The sequence below is a fragment of the Methylibium sp. genome (assembly GCF_031393925.1).
In the GTDB taxonomy this organism is placed as follows: Bacteria; Pseudomonadota; Gammaproteobacteria; order Burkholderiales; family Burkholderiaceae_C; genus Methylibium.
The window spans coordinates 1-23,872 of the sequence record NZ_JANMWL010000238.1 but is presented as its reverse complement, the minus strand read 5'-3'; the positions used below and the strand labels follow the sequence as shown (position 1 = coordinate 23,872).

The 23,872-nt window shown below is 67.9% G+C and carries 16 protein-coding genes and 1 riboswitch; of the genes, 6 read left to right on the top strand and 10 right to left on the bottom strand.

What is annotated here, in order from left to right:
* The first annotated feature begins 4 nt into the window (after window positions 1–4).
* The 5 genes from RMO12_RS12505 to RMO12_RS12485 all read left to right on the top strand — a co-directional run bounded on the left by RMO12_RS12505 (window position 5) and on the right by RMO12_RS12485 (window position 7,942).
* Entirely contained in the window at window positions 5–1,795 is a 1,791-nt protein-coding gene (locus RMO12_RS12505; protein ID WP_309624977.1) for a DUF1302 domain-containing protein, read from the top strand.
* Between the two features lie 84 nt (window positions 1,796–1,879).
* Entirely contained in the window at window positions 1,880–4,240 is a 2,361-nt protein-coding gene (locus RMO12_RS12500) for an MMPL family transporter (protein ID WP_309639547.1), read from the top strand.
* A gap of 3 nt (window positions 4,241–4,243) precedes the next feature.
* Window positions 4,244–5,236: a sialidase gene (locus RMO12_RS12495; protein WP_309639546.1), complete on the top strand. Its 993-nt coding sequence runs from the start codon at window positions 4,244–4,246 to the stop codon at window positions 5,234–5,236.
* Between the two features lie 28 nt (window positions 5,237–5,264).
* A complete protein-coding gene (locus tag RMO12_RS12490) occupies window positions 5,265–6,230 on the top strand; it encodes a helix-turn-helix domain-containing protein (protein WP_309639545.1) in 966 nt (321 codons plus the stop codon).
* A gap of 20 nt (window positions 6,231–6,250) precedes the next feature.
* Window positions 6,251–7,942 (top strand): AMP-binding protein, encoded by a 1,692-nt coding sequence (locus RMO12_RS12485; protein WP_309639544.1) that lies wholly within the window; start codon window positions 6,251–6,253, stop codon window positions 7,940–7,942.
* Window positions 7,943–7,970: 28 nt separating this feature from the next.
* Here RMO12_RS12485 and RMO12_RS12480 read toward each other — a convergent pair whose 3' ends face one another.
* The 5 genes from RMO12_RS12480 to RMO12_RS12460 all read right to left on the bottom strand — a co-directional run bounded on the left by RMO12_RS12480 (window position 7,971) and on the right by RMO12_RS12460 (window position 14,552).
* Window positions 7,971–9,857 (bottom strand): potassium transporter Kup, encoded by a 1,887-nt coding sequence (locus RMO12_RS12480; RefSeq protein ID WP_309639543.1) that lies wholly within the window; start codon window positions 9,855–9,857, stop codon window positions 7,971–7,973.
* 128 nt (window positions 9,858–9,985) lie between these two features.
* Window positions 9,986–11,281: a glutamate--cysteine ligase gene (gshA, locus tag RMO12_RS12475; RefSeq protein WP_309639542.1), complete on the bottom strand. Its 1,296-nt coding sequence runs from the start codon at window positions 11,279–11,281 to the stop codon at window positions 9,986–9,988.
* Window positions 11,282–11,429: 148 nt separating this feature from the next.
* Window positions 11,430–12,959, bottom strand: coding sequence for an ammonium transporter (gene amt / locus RMO12_RS12470; protein ID WP_309639541.1), 1,530 nt, complete (start codon window positions 12,957–12,959; stop codon window positions 11,430–11,432).
* Between the two features lie 28 nt (window positions 12,960–12,987).
* Window positions 12,988–13,326 (bottom strand): P-II family nitrogen regulator, encoded by a 339-nt coding sequence (locus RMO12_RS12465; RefSeq protein ID WP_309625895.1) that lies wholly within the window; start codon window positions 13,324–13,326, stop codon window positions 12,988–12,990.
* Between the two features lie 41 nt (window positions 13,327–13,367).
* Entirely contained in the window at window positions 13,368–14,552 is a 1,185-nt protein-coding gene (locus RMO12_RS12460) for an outer membrane beta-barrel protein (RefSeq protein ID WP_309625896.1), read from the bottom strand.
* A 255-nt stretch (window positions 14,553–14,807) separates the two neighbouring features.
* Here RMO12_RS12460 and RMO12_RS12455 point away from each other — a divergent pair, with 255 nt between their 5' ends.
* A complete protein-coding gene (locus RMO12_RS12455) occupies window positions 14,808–16,322 on the top strand; it encodes a YifB family Mg chelatase-like AAA ATPase (protein WP_309639540.1) in 1,515 nt (504 codons plus the stop codon).
* Between the two features lies 1 nt (window position 16,323).
* Here RMO12_RS12455 and RMO12_RS12450 read toward each other — a convergent pair whose 3' ends face one another.
* The 5 genes from RMO12_RS12450 to RMO12_RS12430 all read right to left on the bottom strand — a co-directional run.
* Window positions 16,324–16,929 (bottom strand): glycine zipper 2TM domain-containing protein, encoded by a 606-nt coding sequence (locus RMO12_RS12450; protein ID WP_309639539.1) that lies wholly within the window; start codon window positions 16,927–16,929, stop codon window positions 16,324–16,326.
* Window positions 16,930–17,033: 104 nt separating this feature from the next.
* Window positions 17,034–18,494 carry a DUF1501 domain-containing protein gene (locus tag RMO12_RS12445; protein WP_309639538.1) on the bottom strand — a complete coding sequence of 487 codons (1,461 nt, stop codon included), beginning with the start codon at window positions 18,492–18,494 and terminating at the stop codon, window positions 17,034–17,036.
* A 156-nt stretch (window positions 18,495–18,650) separates the two neighbouring features.
* Window positions 18,651–20,411 (bottom strand): DUF1800 domain-containing protein, encoded by a 1,761-nt coding sequence (locus RMO12_RS12440; protein ID WP_309639537.1) that lies wholly within the window; start codon window positions 20,409–20,411, stop codon window positions 18,651–18,653.
* A 244-nt stretch (window positions 20,412–20,655) separates the two neighbouring features.
* Entirely contained in the window at window positions 20,656–23,427 is a 2,772-nt protein-coding gene (metH, locus tag RMO12_RS12435) for a methionine synthase (protein ID WP_309639536.1), read from the bottom strand.
* 64 nt (window positions 23,428–23,491) lie between these two features.
* Window positions 23,492–23,601: riboswitch (S-adenosyl-L-homocysteine riboswitch) on the bottom strand.
* A 51-nt stretch (window positions 23,602–23,652) separates the two neighbouring features.
* A partial coding sequence (locus RMO12_RS12430) for a substrate-binding domain-containing protein (protein ID WP_309639535.1) occupies window positions 23,653–23,872 on the bottom strand: 220 nt, incomplete at its 5' end.

Sequence of the window (23,872 nt, the reverse complement as noted above, 5' to 3'; positions counted from 1 at the left end):
CACCATGACGACCCGCACACGATTCCTGCGCCAACCGCTTGCTTGGGCGGCACTGGCCTGCCTCGGCGTGGCCACGCCCGCTCACGCGGTGCGCACCACCACCGACGGCGGCATCGAACTCGATTTCAGCTCGACGCTCTCGTTTGGCCTGCAGATGCGGCTGAAGAACCCGCGCGCTTCGGGCTTGGGCAACGACAACGGCGGCGCGGTGCCAACCGGCGCCGAGCTTGGATCGCTGCTCAACGGGCCCGGCAACGACGGCGCCGCGAACCCGGACTTCAACATCTTGAATGGCGACGACGGCAACCTCAACTACAAGCGCGGCGACATCGTCTCGGCCGCATTCAAGGGCACCCACGAGTTCGGCCTGAAGGCCCCCGACGGCTGGCGCGCGCTGGCACGCGCCACCTGGGTGGCCGACGCCCGTGCCGGCCACACGCGCCGCACCGAACTCTCGGACGATGCGAAAGACATCGCGGTGCGCAACTTCACTTTGCTCGACGCCTGGGTGTCCAAGGACTTGAAGCTGTTCGACAACCGCACGACGACGGTGCGCCTGGGCAACCAGGTCATCAGCTGGGGCGAGGACATCTTCATCATCGGCGGCATCAACCAGACCAATGCCTTCGACTTGCGCAAGCTCCACACCCCGGGCACCCAGGTCAAGGAAATATTGCGCCCGGCGCCGATGCTCAGCTTCAACGCCGGCCTGGCCGACGGCCTCAGTGCCGAGGCCTACTACCAGTTCCGCTGGAACGCCTTCCGCTTCGACCCGGTGGGCACGTTCTTCTCCACCGCCGACATCGTCGGCGCCGGGCAACGTGCGGCCTACATTCCCAGCTCCTTGCTCGCGGGCTTCGGGCTGTGTACACCGCCCACGCCCTGCGGCGATATCGGCGCGGGCATCCAGCCGGGCATCAACGTGATCGGCTTCGAGGGCGACAAGTTTCCGCCCAAGGGCCAGCAGTTCGGCCTGGCGATGCGCTTCAAGCCCAAGGGCTTCGACACCGAGTTCGCCCTCTACTACGAGCGCTACCATGACAAGCTGCCGTTCACCACGCTGTTCACCGACGCCGCCTACCTGGCGCAAAACGTGGCCGGCATCGGCTACTACAACGAGTACGGTCGCAACAAGAACCTGTACGGCGCCTCGTTCAACACCAAGGTTGGCCCGGTGGCGGTGGGTGGCGAGGTCTCTTACCGGCCACGCGATTCGGTGGCCATCGACGGCAGCGTGCCGTTCGCGGGCGCGTTCAGCATCTTCGATCCGGCCAACGCCGACGCCAACGGCCGCATCACCGTGCGCGGCTATACCGAGGAAAAAAAGATCCAGGCGCACCTGACGGGCCTCTACTTCACCGAGGTCAACTCGCCGATGGGCGCGCTCGTCAAGACCCTCGGCGCGGCCGAGGGCACCTTGCTCGCCGAGGTGGCGGTGACGCATTACCCGGACCTGAAGGTCGGCCAGATCCCCTACCTCATCTTCCCTTCGTACGAGTCGCCGACCAAGACATCCTGGGGCTACGCCTTCGAGTTCGACCTCAGCTACCCGCACGTCTGGGGCAGCGAGTGGAACCTGACCCAGGTGACGGTCTTCACCCACGACGTGAGCGGCATCTCGCCGAACACGCTGCCCTTCGTCGAAGGCCGCAAGTCGCTGTTCCTGGGCCTGAACTTCGACAACAGCTCGGTATGGAAGACGCAGGTCGGCTACGCCAAGTACTTCGGCGGTGGTCTGGCCAATTTGCTGCGTGACCGGGACAACCTGTCGGTGAGCATGTCGTACAGCTTTTGAGATGACGCTCGAGACGCTGAGCATGGACCCTGCCTTGCGTGAGGGCCGGGCTCGCGAAGCCGCGAGCCATTTGGCGCCCTGGTGATGCTTGCCCGTCTCGTCAGCGCCATAGAACGCCTCGTGTTCGGCCGCCGCGGCGCGCTGCTGCTCGCCTTGGCCGTCGTCACGCTGGTGATGGGCTCGTTCGCGGTGCGCCTGCAGATGACGGCGGGCTTCGGCAAGCAGTTGCCCGTCGGTCATGAGTACACCGACACCTTCGTCAAGTACCAGAACGTGCTGTTCGGCGCCAACCGGCTGGTGGTCGTCGTGCATGCGCGCCAGGGCGACATCTGGACACCCCAGGCGCTGCGGCGCCTGAACGACGTGACGCAGGCGCTTCTGTACCTGCCCGGCGTCGACCGGCGCAGCGTGAGCTCGCTGTGGACTCCGAACACACGCGTGATGCAGGTTACCGAAGAGGGCTACGAAGCGCGCGACGTGATCGGCGGCGACATCACGCCCGACAAGCTCGACGCCGCCACCGTGGCGCGCATCCGCGACAACGTGATCCAGGGCGGCTACGTCGGCAGCCTCGTGGCCAACGATTCCTCCGGCGCGATGGTCACCGCCGACCTGCTGGACGCCGACCCGCGCAGCGGCGCGCCGACCGACTACATCGCGCTGGGGCCGCGCATCGAGAAGGAGCTGCGCGCCAAGTTCGAAGACGCCGCGATCGAGATCCGCATCATCGGCTTTGCCAAGCAGATCAGCGACATCGCCGAGGGCGCCAAGGGCGTGGCGCTGTTCTTCGCACTGGCCTTCGTGCTCACTGCCTTTGCCGTCTACTGGTACTGCCGCTCCTGGGCCTTCACCGCCGCCGCGCTGGTGTGCTCGCTGGTGTCGCTGGTCTGGCAGTTCGGCAGCCTGCAGCTGCTCGGCTACGGCCTCGATCCGCTGGCGGTGCTGGTGCCGTTCCTGGTGTTCGCGATCGGCGTGTCGCACGGTGTGCAGCAGATCAACTTCATCGTGCGCGAGATCGGCGACGGCGCGACGCCGCTCGCCGCCGCCCGCGCGAGCTTCGGCGCGCTGCTCGTGCCCGGCACGATGGCGTTGTTGACGGCCTTCGTCGGCTTCGCGACCTTGCTGCTGATCCCCATCCCGATGATCCGCGAGCTGGCGATCACGGCGTCGCTCGGCGTGGCCTACAAGATCGTCACCAACCTGGTGATGCTGCCGGTGGTGGCTTCGTACGTGCGGCCGTCCGCGGGCTACGGCGAGCACATGCGGCGCGTGCGCGAAGTGCGCGCCCGCGCGGTGGTGGCGCTGGCGCGCCTGGCCGAGCCGGCGAGCGCGCGCCTGGTGGTGCTGGGCGGCGTGGCCGTGTTTGCGTTGGCCGTCTGGGGCAGCCGCGACCGCCATATCGGCTATGTGCAGCCGGGCGCCCCGGAGCTGCGCGACAGCGCGCGCTACAACCGCGACGCGGTCGGCATCGCCGAGAAGTTCTCGGTCGGCCTGGACGTGCTCACCGTCGTCAACGAGACCGCGCCCGACAGCTGCTACGACCACCGCAAGATGGTCTACATCGACGACCTGGCCTGGGAGCTTGCCAACACCGCGGGCGTGATCGGCACCGCCGCGCTGCCGGGTCTGGTCAAGCTCGGCGCGGCCGGGTTCAACGAGGGCAACCCGAAGTGGGGCGACATGCCGCGCGACGCGCGCTCGATGGCCAGCTTCATCGGCCTGGTCGGTGAGGGCTCGGGCCTGTACGACCCGCGCTGCACGGTGCTGCCGATCAACGTTTACCTCGCCGACCACAAGGCCGAAACGATCGGGCGCGTGGTGGCGGTCGTCAAGCACTACCGTGCCAGCGAAAAGATCGACGGCGTGACGGTGCGCCTGGCCAGTGGCAACGCCGGGGTGCAGGCCGCCACCAACGAGGTGCTGGAGGCGACCGAGCTGCCGATGATGCTGTACGTCTACGCGACCATCGCGGTGCTGGTCTACCTGACCTACCGTGACTGGCGCGCCGTGATCGCCTGCTGCCTGCCGCTGACGGTGGCCACCTTCATCGGCTACTGGTTCATGAAGGCGCAGGGCATCGGCCTGACCGTGGCCACCTTGCCGGTGATGGTGCTGGCCGTGGGCATCGGCGTGGACTACGCGTTCTACATCTACAACCGGCTGCAGTCGCACCTGGCCGACGGCGTGGCGATCGTGCCGGCCTTCGGCCGCGCGCTGTCGGAGACCGGCATCGCCACCGTGTTCACGGCGCTGACGCTGTCGGTCGGGGTGGCCACCTGGGTGTTCTCGCCGCTGAAGTTCCAGGCCGACATGGGGCTGCTGCTGGCCTTCATGTTCATGCTCAACATGGTGATGGCGATCACCCTGCTGCCGGCGCTGGCGGTCACGATCGACACGTTGATTCCGCGCCGCAAGCCGGTGCATCGGCCGTTCATGGCGCACTGAGCGATGCGCCTTCACCGCCCCTTGACCCGCCGCCGCTGGCTCGCCGCCGCCGCCACGCTGGCGCTGCCGGCCTTGGGCGCTGCGCGGGCCGACGACGGCGCCGCGGGGGTTGACGACGGCGCCGCGCGCCGACGCCCGCTGGCCGTCAAGGGCGTCTTGCTCGACATCGCGCGCGCCGGCCAGCGCCTGGTGGCAGTGGGCGAGCGCGGCCACGTGCTGCTGTCCGACGACGAGGGACGGCAGTGGCGCCAAGCCCGGTCGGTGCCCACGCGCGCGACGCTGACGGCGCTGCACGCGAGCGACGACCGCAGCTTGTGGGCGGCCGGCCACGGCGGTGTCATCCTGCGTTCCGGCGATGGCGGCGAGCACTGGACGGCCGCGTTCGGCCGTGCCGATGGCAGCGACGTGCTGCTGGCGATCCGGGTCGAAGCCGACGGGCGCGGTCTGGCGGTCGGCGGCTTCGGCTTGGCACTGCGCACCAGCGACGCCGGCGCGCACTGGCAGCGCGCGGAGCTGCTGCGCGGCGAAGACGGCGAGCGCCACCTCAACCGCATCTTCGTCTCGGCACGCGCGACCTGGCTGATCGCCGCCGAAGGCGGCCACCTGTTGCGCAGCGAAGACCGCGGCGAGCGCTGGCAGATCGTCAAGACGCCCTACGCCGGCTCGCTGTGGAGCGGCGCGGTGCTCAGCGGCGGCGCGCTCATCGCCTGCGGCATGCGCGGCAACGTCGTGCGCAGCATCGACGACGGCCGCGTCTGGACGCACCAGGCCATCGCTGGCGCCGGGTCGCTCGCCGCCGTCGTCGCGCTGCCGCGAGACCGCTGCGTGCTCGTCGGCGTCGACGGCAGCCTCGTCACGGGCAGTCAGGGTGGGGAAAAACTCGCCTTCCGCCGCCTCGAAGATCGCTCCACACTCACCGGCGTGGTCGCCCTGGCCAACGGCGCCCTCGCGGTGACCAGCACCGTCGGCGTGCGCCTCGTCGAAGGAGTGACGTGAACGGGCGCCAGGCCCAAGGGAAATGCCGATGGCCAGCGTGATCGAACACCACTCGCACGACGTCGACGACCAGGCCAAGGCCCTGTTGGGCTGGCGGCAGACCTACGAGCAACTCAGCGGCGGGCGCTTTCGCGGCTCGGCGTGGCAGTTCGTCATGGCCGACGGCGTGCTGCTGCGCGAGTCGACCAACCGGCATCTGCGCGAACAGATCACGCCACCGCCGGGCCATGTGGTGATCGCGGTGCCGCTGGCCGTGACGCCCGGGTCGGTGTTCGCCGGCCGTCCGCTCGAGCGCGAGTCGCTGATGGTGCTCGCCAGCCAGGACGAGTACGAAGTGGTCTCGGCCGGCCAGCTCGACCTGATCGGCCTGTCGGTCCACCGCGACGTGGTGGAGGCCACGTTGGCACCGGCCAAGGTCGAATGGCTGCGGCGCGCCGAGCGCGAACGCAACCTCGCGCTCACGCCCGACGTCGCGGCGGCGATCCGCCAGATGCTGCTGGCGGTCTGCGCCGACGCCGAGCGGCAGCTCGACTCGCTGGCCGAAAGCGTCGACGAATCGGCGCTGCTGTCAGCCACCTTGACGCAGACGGTGGTGCTGGCCATGGCCGGCGACGGCACCGAGCACGCCACGAGCATTCCGCGGCGCGCCGACACGCGCCGGCGGGTGGTCAAGCGCGCGATCGAGTTCATGCGCGCCAACCTGCACAACGACTTCGGCATCCCCGAAGTCTGTGCCGCCGCGTTCAGCAGCCGGCGCAGCCTGCAGTACTGCTTCGAGGAGTTCCTGCACACCACCCCGCAGGCCTACTTGCGCGCGCTGCGGCTCAATGAAGCGCGCCGCTCGCTCAAGCTGCACGCCGACCAGCCGATCACCAGCCTGGCCAGCAGGCTCGGCTTCAGCAGTGCGAGCCACTTCACCCGGCACTACAAGCTCATGTTCGACGAGCTGCCGTCCGAAACGCTCAAGCTCAACTGCTACGGCCCCGTCTTGTAGCGAATTCAACCGGGCGAACGATGACGAGCACCGACACCCCCCGCGCGCCGATCAACGGCCTGTCCCTGGTGCGCGGCGTGACCGACACACCGCTGTCCGACGAGACCGTGTACGACCTGCTGGCGAGCGCTGCACGGCGCTGGCCGCAACGCGACGCGGCGGTGTTCGTCGAGCAGGGCATTCGCTGGACCTGGCAGCAACTGCAGCAACAGGTCGACTGGGCGGCGGCCGGCCTGGCGCACCTGGGCGTTCGCAAGGGCGACCGTGTCGGCATCTGGTCGCCCAACCGCTGCGAATGGCTGCTCACCCAGTTCGCCACCGCACGCCTCGGCGCGATCCTGGTCAACATCAATCCGGCCTACCGGCTGGCCGAGCTCGAGTACGCGCTGAACAAGGCCGGCGCCTCGGTGCTGGTCACCGCGGCGGCGTTCAAGAGCAGCAACTACCTGGGCATGCTGCAGAACCTGGGCGTCGGGCAATCGGGTGCGGGCGCCAGATTGCCGCATCTGAGGGCGGTGGTGCGCATGGGCGACGAAGCCACCGCGGGCATGCTGAACTGGCGCGCACTCGTCCAAGCCGGCGCCCTGCACGCGGGCGAACTGCCGCACGCCCGCACGCTGCACTGCCACGAAGCGATCAACATCCAGTTCACCAGCGGCACCACCGGGGCGCCCAAGGGCGCCGCGCTCACTCACCACAACATCGTCAACAACGCCCATGCGGTGGCAGAGTGCATGCGCTTCTCCGAGGCCGACAGCCTGTGCATTCCGGTGCCGCTTTATCACTGCTTCGGCATGGTGCTGGCCGTGCTGGCCAGTGTGGCCCGCGGCGCCAAGATGGTGTTTCCGGGCGAGGCTTTCGATGCCCGGGCCACGCTGTCTGCCGTCGAGGCCGAGCAATGCACCGCGCTGCACGGCGTGCCGACCATGTTCATCGCCGAGCTCGACCATGCCGAGTTCGCGCGCTTTGACCTCGGCAGTCTGCGCACCGGCGTCATGGCCGGCGCACCGTGCCCGATCGCGGTCATGCAGCGCGTGCAAAGCGACATGCACATGCGCGAGGTGACCATCGCCTACGGCATGACAGAGACCAGCCCGGTGTCGTTCCAGAGCGCCACCGACGACCCGCTCGACAAGCGGGTCGCCACGGTCGGCCGGGTGCTGCCGCACCTGGAGGTCAAGATCGTCGACGCCCATGGCGCCGTCGTTGCGGTCGGCGAAAAGGGCGAGTTGTGTACCCGCGGCTATTCGGTCATGCAGGGCTACTGGGGCGACGAGGAGCGCACCCGGGAGGCGGTGCAGGGCGGCTGGATGCACACCGGCGACCTGGCCACGCTCGACGCCGAGGGCTACTGCAACATCGTCGGGCGGGTCAAGGACATGGTCATCCGCGGCGGCGAGAACATCTACCCGCGCGAGGTCGAGGAATACCTGTTTCGCCACCCCAAGGTGGCGGCGGTGCAGGTGTTCGGCATCCCCGACCTGCGCTACGGCGAGGAGCTGTGCGCCTGGATCATCACCAAGTCCGGTGTCGCCTGCACCGAAGACGAGATCCGTGCCTTTTGCCGCGAACAGATCGCCCACTACAAGGTGCCGCGCTATATCCGCTTCGTCGACGAGCTGCCGGTCACCGTGACCGGCAAGCCGCAGAAGTTCGTGATGCGCGAGGCGATGATGCGCGAGTTGGGGCTCGCCGTCGCGGCGAGCGGGTGACGCGGCCGTCCGGTTCCGGCCCCGGTTTCTAGATCTCGACCTTCGAGCCCAGCTCCACCACCCGATTGGTGGGCAGGCTCAGGAAGTCGGCCGCGCTCGCCGCGTTGCGGTGCATGCTGGCGAAGAGCTTTTCGCGCCACATCGCCATGCCCGAGCCGATGCTCGGGATCACGATGTCGCGCGACAGGAAGTAGCTGGTTTCCATGTCGTCGCATTGCACGCCGCGGTCGGCGAGCAGACGCAGCGCTTCGGGCACATCAGGGTCGTTCTTGAAGCCGAAGTTCAGCGTCACCTGCCAGCAGCAATGCCCCAGCGCCTCGATGGACACGCGCTTGTCGAACGAAACCCATGGCACCTCGTGATGGGTGACGGTGACGAACAGGTTCTGCGCATGCAGCACCTTGTTGTGCTTCAAGTTGTGCATCAGCGCATTGGGCGTGCTGCCGCGCTCGGCCGACAGGAATACCGCCGTGCCATCCACCCGCACCGGCGGATGGATGAACACCGACTTGAGAAAACTCTCCAGATCGATTGACTCTTCGCGCAGGCGCACGCCCATCAGCCTGCGACCCTGCTTCCAGGTCATCATCAAGGTGAACATCACGCCGCCGATGGCCAGCGGGAACCAGCCGCCTTCGAGCACCTTGATGGCGTTGGCGGCAAAGAACATGGCGTCGACCAGGAAGAAGAAGCCGGTCGCCGCGATGCACAGTGCCCACGGGTACTTCCAGCTGTAGCGGATCACGAAGAAGGTCATCGTGGTGGTGATGAGCATGTCGGTCGTGACCGCGATGCCGTAGGCCGAGGCCAGTTTGCTCGACGAGCCGAACGTCACCACCGCCAGCACGATGCACACGTACAGGCCCCAGTTCACGAAGGGCACGTAGATCTGGCCGGTCTCGCGCACGGAGGTGTGCGTCACGCGCAGGCGCGGCAGGTAGCCGAGCTGCATGGCCTGCTTGGTGACCGAGAAGGCCGCGGTGATGAGTGCCTGCGAGGCGATCACGGCGGCGGCGGTGGCCAGCACGATCAGCGGCACCTGCGCCCAGCCGGGCGCCATTTCGAAGAACGGGTTCTTCACCGTCTCGGGCCGCGCTAGCAGCATGGCGCCCTGGCCAAAGTAATTGATCACCAACGCCGGCATCACCAGGCCGAACCAGGCCAGGCGGATGGGGCGCTTGCCGAAATGGCCCATGTCGGCGTACAGCGCCTCGGCGCCGGTCACGCACAGCACCACCGCCCCGAGCGAAATGAAGGCCACCAGCGGCTGCTGCCACATGAACCGCAGCGCATGGTGTGGACTCAACGCAAACAGCACGGACGGGTTGTCGGCGATGTGGATGACGCCGAGCACGGTCAGTACCGCGAACCACACCACCGTCACCGGACCAAAAAACTTGCCGATGCCGCCGGTGCCGAAGCGCTGCGCGGCAAACAGCAGGGTGAGCACCACGAGCGTCAGCGGCACGATGTAGTCATGCAGTCCGGGCGCCACCACCCCCAGGCCTTCGACGGCCGAGAGCACGGTGATCGCGGGCGTGATGACGCCGTCACCGAAGAAGATGGCGGTGCCGAAGATGCCCAGCACGAGCAGGCGTCGGCGTAGCGCGGGGCGCTCCTTCACCGCCTGCGAGGCGAGCGCGAGCATCGCGATGAGACCGCCCTCGCCGTTGTTGTCGGCTCGCAAGATCAGCAGCACGTACTTGACCGAAACGATCACCGTCAGGGTCCAGAACACCAGCGACAGCACGCCGAAAATATTGGCCTGCGTGATGTCCAGGCGCCCGTGCGCGAACACTTCCTTCAGCGCATACAGCGGGCTGGTGCCGATGTCGCCGTAGACCACGCCGACGGCCCCGAGGGTCAGCGCTGCGAGCTTGCTGCCAGAGGGAGATTGGGAGGGGGAAGAGCGCACGAAGCGGGGTGCGGGTGGGCGGGAGCCGGCGATTGTGCGCCCGCACGGGAGGCCGGCCGCGCCCTATTGTTGCAGCGCAGCAACGAGCCGCGGGCGAAGGCTCGAGCCCCTTCGCACCGGGCGCCGGCTCACTCGTAGACCTCGGCGTCGGGGTCGGTCGCCTCGAGTTCGTAGCTCGCGCCCAGCATTGCCAGCCGACCGATCACGCCGTACATGTAGAAGCGGTTCGGGGCGCTGGCACCGGGCTTGACGCCAGGCTTGGGCAACTGGTTGTGTTCGGCAAAAGCCAGCGGCACGAAGCTCGCTCCTGGTGCATTGAGGTTCTCGTCGATGCCGCGCTCGGCGTGGACGCGGTAGAAGCCGCCGACCACATAGCGGTCAATCATGTAGACCACCGGCTCGGCCACGGCGTCGTTCACGCGCTCGTAGGTCGGCACGCCCTCCTGGATGATCACCTCGGAGACCCCCTGGCCGTCCTTGATGACGCTCATCTTGTTGCGCGTCTTGCGGTTGAGCTCGTCGAGGTCTTTGGCGTCGCGCACCGTCATGATGCCCATGCCATACGTGCCCGCGTCGGCCTTGACGATCACGAAAGGCTTTTCCTGAATGCCGTATTCCTTGTACTTGCGGCGGATCTTGCCGAGCAGGGCGTCGGCATGGCTCTGCACGCATTCCTGCCCGGAGCCGTCCTGGAAATTGACCTTGCCGCACTTGGCGAACATCGGGTTGATGAGCCAGGGGTCCATGCCCAGCAGCTTGGCGAACTTCTTGGCCACGTCTTCATAGGCCTGGAAGTGCAGGCTCTTGCGCCGCACCGCCCAGCCGGCGTGGAGCGGCGGCAGCAAGTACTGCTCGTGCAGGCCTTCGAGAATCTTGGGAATGCCGGCCGACAGATCGTTGTTGAGCAGGATGGTGCAGGGGTCGAAGTCCTTCAAACCCAGGCGCCGCTTGGTGCGCAGCAGCGGCTCCACGGTGAGCGCCGAGCCGTCGGGAAGCTGCAGCTGGGTCGGCGCGGTGATGGTCTCGTCTAGCGAGCCCAGGCGCACGTTGAGGCCCGCCGAGCCGAAGATCTGCATCAGCCGCTGCACGTTCTGCAGGTAGAAGGTGTTGCGTGTGTGGTTCTCGGGAATGAGCAGCAGGTTCTTGGCCTCGGGGCAGATCTTCTCGATCGCTGCCATCGCCGCCTGCACCGCCAGCGGCAGCATCTCGGGCGTGAGGTTGTTGAAGCCGCCCGGGTAGAGGTTGGTGTCCACCGGCGCGAGCTTGAAGCCGGCATTGCGCACGTCCACCGAGGTGTAGAACGGCGGCGTGTGCTCCATCCACTCGAGCCGGAACCAGCGCTCGATGGCCGGCATCGACTCCAGGATGCGCTGCTCCAGCTCGTTGATGGGGCCGTTGAGCGCGGTGATGAGGTGCGGGACCATGGGGGCTTCAGCCTTTGCCGGGTGAGCACGAGATTCTAGGGAGGTGGCGACGCGTGCGGGGCTTGCAAGCCCCGCACGGCAAGCGGCGCGTCCGAGAACGGGAAAGGCCGCCCGAAGGCGGCCTTTCCCGTCGATGGTCGATCGCAATTCAACCGTGGTACGCCGTCTCCCCGTGCGAGGTGATGTCCAGACCCTCGCGCTCGTTATCTTCGGCCACGCGCAGGCCGATCACCAGGTCGACGATCTTGAAGGCGACGAAGGCCACCACGCCCGACCAGACGATGGTGATGCCCACCGCCTTGGCCTGCACCCAGAACTGCGCGGCGATCGAGTAGTCGGCCTGGGTGATCATCGTGGCCGTGACCCAGTCGGCCACGTAGCCCGGGCCGCCGAGGCTCGGCGAATTGAACACGCCGGTCAACAGCGCACCGACGATGCCACCCACGCCGTGGATGCCGAACACGTCGAGCGAGTCGTCCGCACCCAGCAGCTTCTTCAGACCGCTCACCCCCCACAGGCAGGCGAGGCCGGCCACCAGGCCGATGATCAGCCCGCCGCCGATGCCCACGTTGCCCGCGGCCGGCGTGATCGCCACGAGGCCGGCGACGGCGCCCGAGGCCGCGCCCAGCATCGAGGCCTTGCCCTTGACCAGCGCCTCGCCGATGCACCACGCCAGCACGGCGGCGGCGGTCGCGGCCAGCGTGTTGATGAAGGCCAGCGCGGCAAAGCCGTTAGCCTCCAGCGCCGAGCCGGCGTTGAAGCCGAACCAGCCCACCCACAGCATCGCAGCACCCACCATCGTGAGCGTGAGCGAGTGCGGCGTGAACGACTCCTTGCCGTAGCCCACGCGCTTGCCGATCATGTAGGCGCCCACCAGGCCGGCGACCGCGGCATTGATGTGAACCACCGTGCCGCCCGCGAAGTCGAGCGCACCGGACTGCCAGACGAAGCCGGCCTTGCTGGTCATCGCGTCGACCACTTCCTTGCTCGAGTAGGCGTCCGGGCCCATCCAGAACCACACCATGTGCGCGATCGGTGCGTAGCTGAAGGTGAACCACAGTGCCATGAACAGCAGCACCGCCGAGAACTTGATGCGCTCGGCGAATGCGCCCACGATCAGGCAGCAGGTGATGGCCGCGAACGTGGCCTGGAAGGCGGCGAACACGATCTCCGGGATGTAGACACCCTTGCTGAAGGTGGCCGCGTTGGCGAAGGTGCCGGCCGCGTTGTCCCACACGCCCTTCATCATGAAACGGTCGAAGCCGCCGACGAAGGCGTTGCCCTCGGTGAATGCGAGGCTGTAGCCGTAGATGAACCACAGCACCACGATCATCGAGAAGGTGACGAACACCTGCATCAGCACCGACAGCATGTTCTTGCTGCGCACCAGGCCGCCGTAGAACAGCGCCAGGCCGGGGATGGTCATGAGGATCACCAGCACGGTGGAGACCATCATCCAGGCGGTGTCGCCCTTGTTGGGCACGGGTTGCGCGGCGGCGGCCGGCGCGGCTTCGGACGCCGCGGCCGCAGGCGCCGCGGCGGCGGCCGGCATGGCGGCCATGGACGCCGCAGCCGCCGGTGCCGAAGCGGCGTCCTGCGCGAGCGCGATGTCGGCAAAACCGAAGGCCGCGAGGCCGACGACCAGCGACGCGGCCAGAGAGGCAAGGAGTTTTCTCATGTTTTTCTCGCTTGTAGTGAGGCGCGCGTCAAAGCGCGTCCTTGCCGGTTTCGCCGGTGCGAATGCGGATGACCTGTTCGAGGTCGGTGACGAAAACCTTGCCGTCGCCGATCTTGCCGGTGCGCGCCGAGGCCTCGATGGCCTCGATCACGCGCTCGACGATCGCGTCGTCGACGGCGGCCTCGATCTTCACCTTGGGCAGGAAGTCGACGACGTACTCCGCACCGCGGTACAGCTCGGTGTGGCCCTTTTGGCGGCCGAAGCCCTTGACTTCGGTCACGGTGATGCCCTGCACGCCAATGGCGCTGAGGGCCTCACGCACTTCGTCGAGCTTGAAGGGCTTGACGATCGCGGTCACCATCTTCATGGTCGTCTCCAGTCGAATTTCAAAATTGCTGCGTATAGCACTCAGAATTTGTAGAGCGCTTCGACACCCAAGGAGCGCTCCGTCCGGTCCGGCGTCACGCGGTCCGATTTCAAGAACGCTTGCCTGTCCGAGCGATCGCCCCGAACCTCGGCGCGAAGCTCAAGATTCTTGTTCGGCAGATAGGCGAGCGTTGCAGTCGCCTCCTTCCATTTCTGAATGACACCCGTACGGTATCCGTCCTTGTCGTCGAAATACTCGGCGCGAACCGAAAGCCGCCACTGCTCGCTGAGCTGGTAGTTGACGTAGCCCGCCAGGCCCTGCCACTTGGCCTTGCCGCCGCTCGCGCTGGCACCGTCCTGGGTCGCATAGTCGTAATTGAGAATGAGCGTGAGCGGATCGCTGACGTTGAACGTCGCCACCACGTCGAGAAGATTGCGAGTGCCGTTGACGTCGGACCGGGGGTAGTTGGTGACCCGCTCCTTTCCGCTGTATCCGGTAAACAGAAGTGACATCGACTTGCTCGGCGTGACACCGACTTGCAGCTCGAGCGTCTTGTCGCTGTTCGTGTCTTGGACCGCATCCCAACCTTGATTCACGCCGCCGACGAGGCTCACGGCATCGCTCAGCTTGTACGTGGCGCGCACTCCGGTGTGCGTGAAGGGAATGGCGTAGCCAAACAGGATCGAGCGCGAGTAGTTCGTGTTGCCCGCGCTCTTGATCACTTCCGCGCCCGACAGCGTCACATACTTGCCGGCGATCACCGAGAGCGGCCCGGCTCCGTAGTACGCGAAGGCCTGCGTCACGTCACCGCGCTTGTCGACGCCGTTGGCCGGCCCACGAGTCTTGTTGATCGTTCCGTAGGCCGCGATCGTGTCGGCGTCCTTCCCGAGGGTCACGTCCAGCAGGCCGCCAAAACCGTTCTCCGGAGTCCTGGCCAGTTGCAGATCGATCGCTTGAAGATTGAGACTATTGCGCTCAAAGTCGAAGACGCGCGAGTTGATGCCGCTGACGAACTTGCCTGACCCTCGGAGGTTCGTGTATCCGACATCAACGTGACCGGTGAGATCGAACCCGGCAATGGAGTACACCGGTTGGGCCGCTGCCTCTACCGCTGCTGGCTTGTCGCTCGTTGCGGGCGTTTGAGCGTAGCCATTGGTCGCCACACTCACGAGACTCGCCGACAACAGCGCTTTCGAAAACTTCCGCATATTGGTTTCCTTGTGCATGGATGAATCGTCTTGCCGCGGACCCATCAGCACTAACCGTGCCAATTGCTCTTTGCTCCTGGCTTCGATATCGACGGTCCCGGCTGCCGTGGCGCCGCTCTGGGGGAAACCAATGCACCAGCAAATGCCGCAAGCACGCCGCCACAGGTACCGCATTGGTGCGACGCACTTCATCGGTGCGCGCGTTGGTGCGCGAGATCGGTTCGCCGCAGCTGGATGCGACGGCACAATCGCTGCGGCACTAGGGAGGGAGAGATGTCGCTCGCGATCATTCACAGCCGCGCCCTCGACGGACTCGCGGCACCCGAAGTCACCGTCGAGGTGCACTTGGCCAACGGGCTGCCGAGCTTCACGCTCGTGGGCCTGGCCGATACCGAGGTGAAAGAAGCGCGCGAGCGGGTGCGCGCGGCGCTGCAGAACAGCGGCCTCGAGTTTCCGCACAACAAGCGCATCACGGTCAACCTCGCGCCGGCCGATCTGCCCAAGGAGTCGGGCCGCTTCGACCTGCCGATCGCGCTGGGCATCCTCGCGGCCAGCGGCCAGATCGACGCCGCTCGACTGGCCACCTTCGAGTTCGCGGGCGAGTTGTCGCTGGCCGGCGACCTGCGCCCGGTGCGCGGCGCGCTGGCGATGGCGCTGGCGGCGCGCCGCGGCGGCGCCGCGCGCACGCTGGTGCTGCCCGAAGCCAGCGCCGCCGAGGCGGCATTGATCGAGGGCCTGGCGCCACGCGCCGCACGCCACCTGCTCGACGTGGTGCGCGCGCTGCTGCCGGGTGAGGCAGCGCAGCCCCTGCCCGTGGCCACACCGCGACCGGCTGGCCCGGCGCCCGCGCTGCCCGAGCTGCGCGACGTGAAAGGTCAGGCCGCGGCCAAGCGCGCGCTCGAAGTGGCCGCAGCCGGCGGCCACAGCCTGCTGTTGGTCGGCCCGCCGGGCACCGGCAAGTCGATGCTGGCGCAGCGCTTCCTTGCGCTGCTGCCGCCGCTCGACGACGCGCAGGCGCTCGAATCGGCTGCCGTGCTCAGCCTGGCGGGCGGCTTCGATCCCGCTCGCTGGCGCAGCCGCGTGCTGCGCGCGCCGCACCACAGTGCGTCGTCGGTGGCGCTGGTCGGCGGCGGCTCGCCGCCCCGGCCCGGCGAGATTTCGCTGGCGCACCACGGCGTGCTGTTCCTCGACGAGTTTGCGGAGTTCGCACGTGGCGCCCTCGAAGCGCTGCGCGAGCCGCTCGAGACCGGCCGCATCACCATCTCGCGCGCCGCGCGCCAGGCCGAGTTTCCGGCACGCTTTCAGCTCATCGCGGCGATGAACCCCTGCCCCTGCGGCCACGCCGGCTCGCCGCTCAAGGCCTGCCGCTGTTCGCCCGACGCCATTGCGCGCTACCAGGGCCGGCTCAGCGGGCCGCTGCTTGACCGGCTCGACCTCCAGGTGGAGGTGCCGGCCGTCGCGCCCGAGGTGCTGGCCGCCGCCGCCGACGGCGAAGCCGGCAGCGTGGTGGCCGAGCGCGCGGCCCGGGCCGGCGAGCGCCAGCGCGTGCGCCAGGGCTGCAGCAATGCGGCGCTCGACAGCGCCTTGCTGGACCGCCACGTGCAGCTCGACCCCGGCGCTTCGGCCTTCCTGCAGAAAGCCGCGGCTCGGCTCGGTTGGTCGGCGCGCAGCCAGCACCGCACCTTGCGCGTGGCCCGCACCATCGCCGACCTGGCCGGCGCCGAAGGCATCGCCACGGCGCACGTGGCCGAGGCGATCCAGTACCGGCGCGTGCTGGTCGCCGGCTGAATCAGACGCCGCGCAAGGTCGATCCTTCGAGCTGCACGCGCGCACCGACCGCGGGCGCCTGTGCCTGCTGCAAGGTGCGCAAGCTGCCGTCGTCCATGCGCAGCTTGACGCTGTAGACGGTCTTGGCCTTGACCTGCTTTTCGACTTCGTGGCCCGCAAAGCCGCCACCGACGGCGCCGAGCACCGTCATCGCGGCGCGGCCATTGCCCTTGCCGAACTGGTTGCCGACCACGCCACCGAGCACGCCGCCGGTCACCGCGCCGACACCGTTGGCGTCGCCCTTGACCTTGACGGCCTGCACCGACTCGACCACGCCGCAGTGGCGGCAGACCGCAGCGACCGGCGGCGCGACCGGCGCTTCGGCGTTAGGGCGCTCGGGTGCTGCGCGCTTCACTTTGGCAGCGGGTAGCGCGGGCGGCGCATCGACCGCCGCGAGCTGATTCGCCGCCGGGGCCGGGGCCGGCACCTGCGCCATGCCGTCGGCCCGGGTGTCGCGCCAGGCGGCGCCGGCAATGCCCGCGACCATCAGCACGATGGCGGCGATGACAAGCCAGATCCAGCGCGGCGCCGCGGCGATGGGACGGGGAGAGGGTTGTGCAGTGTCCATGGGTTGTTTCCTTTGCAGCGCCAATTGGACCGCAAGCAATCGTCGTGAAGCGAGCAGCGCTTGCATCACCTGTAAGCCGCGGTTAACTCTGCGAAATAACGCACTCAACCCAGGAATCCGAGGTCACGCTGGAAGTTCCGCAGGTTCGGGAACACCGTGTCGAGTTGCGTGTCGCCGATCTCCATCCACTTGCCGAGCGTGCCCCCGATCTGGTCAACCGCGACGCCGGGCAGGAAGCTACCCGAGCCGACCTCGTCGTCGTGGTTGATGCCGACGGTGGGGAAGCGTCCATAGACCTCCTTGCCGCGCACCGCGCCACCGACGACGAGGTGGTGCGCACCCCAGCCATGATCGGTGCCATCGCCGTTGCTGGTGAAAGTGCGGCCGAAGTCGGAAGCGGTGAACAAGGTGACCTGGTCGCGCACGCCGAGCGTGCCGAGCGTGGTGTCGAAGTAGCCGAGCGCGTGCGACAGCCGCGCCATCAGGTCGGCGTGGCTGCGGTTTTCGTTGTCGTGCGTGTCGAAGCCGCCCATGCTCACGAAGAACACCTGCCGCTGCGAACCCAGGCCGGCGCGCGCGCCGATGATGCGTGCCACGGTTTGCAGGCTGGTCGCGAGGTTGTTGTTGGCCAGGGCGCGCGTGGAAGGCTGGGTGTACTGCGCGGGAACGGCCACCGTCGATGCGCTGAAGGCGCTCTGGAAGGCCGCTTGCGCGTCGATCGAGCGGCGGGTGATCAGCGCATGCTCCTTGGCGAACAAGTGCTGGTTGTCGGCGGTGATGATGCTGCGCAGGTTGCTGGCCGCCGCGGCCGAGCCGAACAGGTTGCCGCTGAGGCCGCCGATGGCGACCGCGCCGCCGTTGCCCACCTGGTACTGGAACACCGACTGTCCGGCCATGAAAACGGCGTTGCCCGACACCGAGATGTTGGTGAAGAGCGTGCTGCTGTTGCGGCTGGCCAGCAGGTCGCCCAGGCGCCCGCCCCAGCCGACCCTGGCGCCTTCGGGCGCGAGCGCCTGCCAGGTCGACTGCTGGTCGTTGTGCGAGAACAGCTTGGGAGGACGTGGCTTGCTGCCGGTCGTGTAGTCGGTCTTGGTGAGCGGCACGACCAGCGGTCCGGCGTTGGCGATCACCGCCAGCCGGCCGGCATCGAACAGCGTCTTGGCCTCGCCCATGCTCGGATGCAGCGCGAAGCTGCGCGTGTTGTTGACGGGGAAGGCGGTGTAGTTGGGCACGATCGGCAGCACGCCGCCGAGTGCCGCGGGCGAGCCCGCTGCCGCCGCCGCGTCGGGCGCAACGCCCGCAGCGCGCAGCGCGATCGGGTCGGGCGCCTGGTTGCGCACCGCGTTGTAGGCGGCCCAGGACGCGCTTTCCGTCGGCAGCACCATGTTGGCCGAGTCGTTGCCGCCGTAGAGGAACAGGCAGACGATCGCCTTGTAGCCGCCGGTGGTCTGCGCGCTGGCCGCACCGAGCGTCGCCAGGTTGAGCGCGAACGGCACACCGGCAGCGCCGAGCGAGCCCGACAGGATCGACGCGGTGCGCAGGAACTCGCGGCGCGAAGCGTTCATTGGAGCCCCTCGTCCGTCGCGTACGTCGGCCGATCCCCAGGGGCCACGAGGGGCCCCTTCGTGACCCTCGGGATGCAGGCCGGCTGGGGAGCGGCCCAGCGCTCGGCCGGCGCGCTTGAATGAATTGGATGCAGGTCTTTCATCGCAGGCTCCTCGTCACTTCTGGATCAGGTAGTCGGGCGAGGCCAGCGTCAGGAACACGGCGATGCTGACGCGGTCGCGCCGGGCACTGTCGATGGCCGCCTGGTTGCTCACCGCGCCGGCACTGTTGGTCACCGCGGCCGGCACCGCGCGGCCGTTCACGCCGAGCACGATTTGCGCGCGCAGCACCGCCGGCATCTGTGCGCCCATCAGCAACAGGTTGGCACGCTCCACCAGCTGGTCGGCGTTGTCGGCCACGGCGAGATCGGCGCCGAAGTCGGGCTGCACATCGCGGCTGCTGCTCACGCCCACCCAGCCGCGCAGGTAGTTGAGGTAGCCAGCCACCGACACCTCGTGCGCGAGCTGCAGCTCGGGCGCGACCAGCCCGGCCGTGGCAATGCTGGTGTTCGGCGGCGCGTAGCCGGGGCGGTAGAAATTGAACACCGAGGGCGAGCGCATCGCGGTCTGGCCCAGGCGCGAGGCCGGATCGTCGGTGTTGTCGATGCCCAGGAAGCGGCCGCTCGTGGAGCGCGCCTTGTAGGCGCGCAGAAAATTGGCCAGACGCAGCACCGGCTCGCGCAGCTTGCCAAAGCTCGCGCTCGAGGCGTCGACGCTGCGCGCCTCGGCATCGAGCAGCACCGCGGCGACGACGGCCCTCATGTCGCCGCGCACGCCGGCGCCGTTGTCGTTGAAGGCGCGCGCCACGCGCGCCACGTAGGCCGGGCTCGGATTGCTGGTGACGAGCCGCTGGATCAGCTGCCTGCCAATGAAAGGCCCGACGTTGGGGTGGTGGAACAGCGTGTCGAGCGCGGTCTTGAGGTCGCCTTGCGGGTCGGGCGTGCCTTGCGCCGCGATGGTGGTGCCGAGGAAACTCTTGGCGCTCGTCGAATGGAAGTCGGTGTTGGCGCTGTAGCCGTTGTAGGCCTGCATCGGCTGCCAGTCGCGGTCGGGTTGGGCGCTGCCACCGAAGAAACGGCCGCGCGTGCGGTCGGCGAGGTTGGGCCCGCCGTACCAGCTCCATCCGGTGAAGACCTTGGCGAGCCCGACGATGTCGTCGTGCGTGTAGGTCTCGATGGGATTGCCGGCGCCATCGAGCCGAAGCGTGCCGTCGAGGTTCAGTTCGACCAGGCCGATCGACATCAGCTGCATCACCTCGCGCGCGTAGTTTTCGTCGGGCACGCGACCGGCGGCATCCTCCTTCTGGTTGCGCAGATGCGAGAGGTAGTTGCCCATCATCGGATGCAGGCTCACCGACTCGAGCAGGTCGCGGTAGTTGCCGAAGGCCTTTTCGCCCAGCATGTCGACGTAGGACGCAACGCCGCGCGGAAAGCCGGCAACCGTGCCGTCGACCAGCGAGACGACGAAGATCTGCGACAGCGCGAAGACCACGCGCTGGCGCAGTTGATCCTCGCCGCCGACCGCCTGCTGCCAGAACGACTCGTAGAACTCGCTCGCGCCGCTGCTGCCGCCGCTGACCGCTAGCTCGGCGGTGATGCGGTCCATGTAGCTGCGGTGCAGGGTCTGCGGCCGGGCGAACTGGTCGGCCAACCAGGCCGCGTAGCCGCGCTGGCTCACATCGGTGATCGATGCGTCGGTGGCGCCAAAGCTGGCCTGGGCCAGAAAGCGCGAAGCCTCGGTCGGGCTGGTGGGAACAAGGGTTTCGCTGGACCCGCTGTCCTTGCCGCCGCCGCAGGCGGCCATCAGTGCGGCAGTGAACACACCCAAGGCCACCATCCGACGAAGGCGAGCCGTGGCGCCGCTTTGCATCCTGTCCATGCGCTCCCCCGAAGCCGACGGTGCAGAAGCGCACCCGGCGCGAAGGGGAAGGCAGCTTCCATGCCGAGCGCGCAACGCGGCGTGCGCGTGACCGATGTCACGCCGCAGCAGTCAGCTCGGGTGAGCGGTGACGCAGCCGGGCGCAGGCATGCAGCGCAGCCGGTCAAGGTCAAGACCGGATGCGACTTCTGTCACGGAGTGCAACGCCTGTCTTGCGGCCGGCCGCCGGCCGCAAAAAGCGTTGTCAGAGCAGCGGTGCCAGCGCCCGACGTGCGTCGCTCGCCTCGAACGCATTGCGCGCCGCCCAATCGGCCACCTGGTCGTCGCCGATCTTGCCGACGTTGAAGTAGGCCGCCGCGGGATGCGCGAGGTGAAAGCCGCTCACGCTGGCCGCCGGCATCATCGCCAAACTCTCGGTCAAGGTCATGCCGGCGTCTTGGGCATGCAGCGCGTCGAACAGCGCGCGCTTGACGGTGTGGTCGGGGCAGGCCGGGTAGCCGGGTGCGGGGCGGATGCCTCGATACGCCTCGGCGATCAGTTGCTCATTGCTGAGTTGTTCGTCGGCGGCGTAGCCCCAGAGTTCCATGCGCACGCGCTGGTGCAGCCGCTCGGCAAAGGCTTCGGCCAGGCGGTCGGCCAGGGCCTTGAGCATGATGGCCGAGTAGTCGTCGAGGTCGAGGGCGAACGCCTTTTCCTTTTTCTCGACGCCGTGGCCGGCGCTGACGGCAAACAGGCCGATGTAGTCCGGCGCCACGCCCTTGGGCGCGATGAAGTCGGCCAGGCAGCGGTTGGGTCGCCTCACCCCGTCGACCACCGGACGAACGGTCTGCATGCGCAGGCCGTGCCAGGTGAGCAGCACCTCGGTCCGCGTGTCGTCGGTGTAGATCTCGATGTCGTCGTCATTGACGGTGTTGGCGGGGTAGAGGCCCAGCACGCCATGCGCCTGCAGCCAGCGCCCTTCAATCAGCCGCGCAAGCATGCGCTTGGCGTCGCTGAAGACGCGCTGCGCCTCGGCGCCCACCACCGCGTCGCGCAGGATCTGCGGGTAGGGGCCGGCCAGCTCCCAGGTCTGGAACAACGGCGTCCAGTCGATGCAGGCGGCCAGCTCGGCGAGGTCGTAGTTCCTGAACACGCGCCGGCCGATGAAGCTCGGCTTGGGCGAGGCGCCCGCGCGCCAGTCGATCGGCGTCTTGTTGGCGCGCGCCTGGGCCAAGGTCACCAGCGGCGTGGCCTTCTTGTTGGCGTGCTGCGTGCGTACGCGGTCGTAGTCGCGCTGCAACTCCGCGATGTAGCTCGCGGCGCGCTCGTCGGACAGCAGCTCGCTGCACACGCCCACACTGCGCGAGGCGTCGGGCACATAGACAACAGGCCCTTCGTAATGCGGCGCGATCTTCACCGCCGTGTGGACGCGGCTGGTGGTGGCGCCGCCGATCAGCAGCGGAATTCTCTTGAGACGGAAGTGATCGTCACGCTGCATCTCGGCGGCCACGTGCTGCATCTCCTCCAGGCTCGGCGTGATGAGCCCGGACAGGCCCACGATGTCGGCGCCTTCGAGCTTGGCCTTGGCGAGGATGTCGTGGCACGGGACCATCACGCCCATGTTGACGACCTCGAAGTTGTTGCACTGGAGCACGACGGTGACGATGTTCTTGCCAATGTCGTGGACGTCGCCCTTGACGGTGGCGATGACGATCTTGCCCTTGGCCTTGGCGTCGCCGCCGCCTTCGATGAGCAGCTTCTTCTCCGCCTCGATATAGGGCAGCAGGTGGGCGACCGCCTGCTTCATCACGCGCGCCGACTTCACCACCTGCGGCAGGAACATCTTGCCCTGGCCGAACAGGTCGCCCACCACGTTCATGCCGGCCATGAGCGGGCCTTCGATGACGTGCAGCGGGCGCCCGCCGTCGGCCTCGATGGCCTGCCAAGCCTCTTCAGTGTCGGCCACGATGAAGTCGGTGATGCCGTGAATGAGGCCGTGCGAGAGGCGCTCGCCGACCTTGCCGGCGCGCCACGCCAGCCGTGCGCTGTCGTCCTTGCCGACGCTCTTGGCACGCTCGGCGATTTCGATCAGGCGCTCGCCCGGCGAGAGCAGCGGCTCACCCGGCTTGTAGACGGGCGCTCGGTTGAGCACCACGTCCTCGACGCGCTCCTTCAGCTCGGCGTCGAGGTCGTCATACACGCCAACCATGCCGGCATTGACGATGCCCATGTCCATGCCGGCCTGGATCGCGTGGTACAGGAAGACGGTGTGGATGGCTTCGCGCACCGGGTCGTTGCCGCGGAACGAAAAGCTCACGTTGGAAACGCCGCCCGAGACCTTGGCGCCGGGCAGGTTTTGCTTGATCCAGCGCGTGGCATTGATGAAGTCGACCGCGTAGTTGTCGTGTTCCTCGATGCCGGTCGCGATGGCGAAGATGTTGGGGTCGAAGATCACGTCCTCGGGCGCGAAGCCGACCTCGTCAATCAGGATCTTGTAGGCGCGCGCGCAGATCGTGGTCTTGCGCTCGAAGGTGTCGGCCTGGCCCTTCTCGTCGAAGGCCATCACCACCGCGGCGGCGCCGTAGCGGCGCACCAGGTTGGCCTGGCGCCTGAATTCGGACTCGCCCTCCTTCATGGAGATCGAGTTGACGATGCCCTTGCCCTGGATGCATTTGAGGCCCGCCTCGATCACCTCCCACTTGGAGCTGTCGATCATGATCGGCACGCGCGCGATCTCGGGCTCGGAGGCGATGAGGTTCAAAAACCGCACCATCGCCGCCTTGCTGTCGAGCATGGCCTCGTCCATGTTGATGTCGATCACCTGCGCGCCGTTCTCGACCTGCTGGCGCGCCACGGCCAGCGCCTCCTCGAACTGGCCCGCAAGCACGAGCCGCGCAAACGCCTTGGAGCCGGTGACGTTGGTGCGCTCGCCGATGTTGACGAACAGCGAGCCTTCGCCGATGGCGACCGGCTCGAGCCCGGCCAGGCGCATCGGCGGCAGGGAAACGGGGGGGTCGGAATCGGCGGCAGCGGTCATCACAGGCATTCGGGCTCAGCGTCGCACCCGGTGCTGCGGCCCACCCGCAGCCCGCCGGGCGGCGGGTGGGTGAGCGCCGTTGCAGGAGGCGCGCGCTTCAAGATGCCGACGCCCCGTCTCGAGCCTGGCGGCCGCCGGGGGATCCGGCGAGCCGTCGCAACGCTCCTCGAGCGTCGCGATTTTATAGGGCGCTGCGCGCCTAGCCGCGCCCGAGGCGAACTCGCTCTACGGCGCCGCGAATCCCCAGGCCGCCAGCCTTCGCTGCCCAGGGGCGCCGCGCAGGTGCGCTACGAACCGCAGCGCGGCGGGGGAGACGGGTCGCAACAGGCTCAGCCCATAGGTGGCCGACACGTTGAGATCGTCGGGGAGAGTCAGCACCTGAAGCGGCTGCTCGCGGCGCGCGATTTCGGCGTTAGTGCAGTAGGTGATGAACACGTCAGCCTCG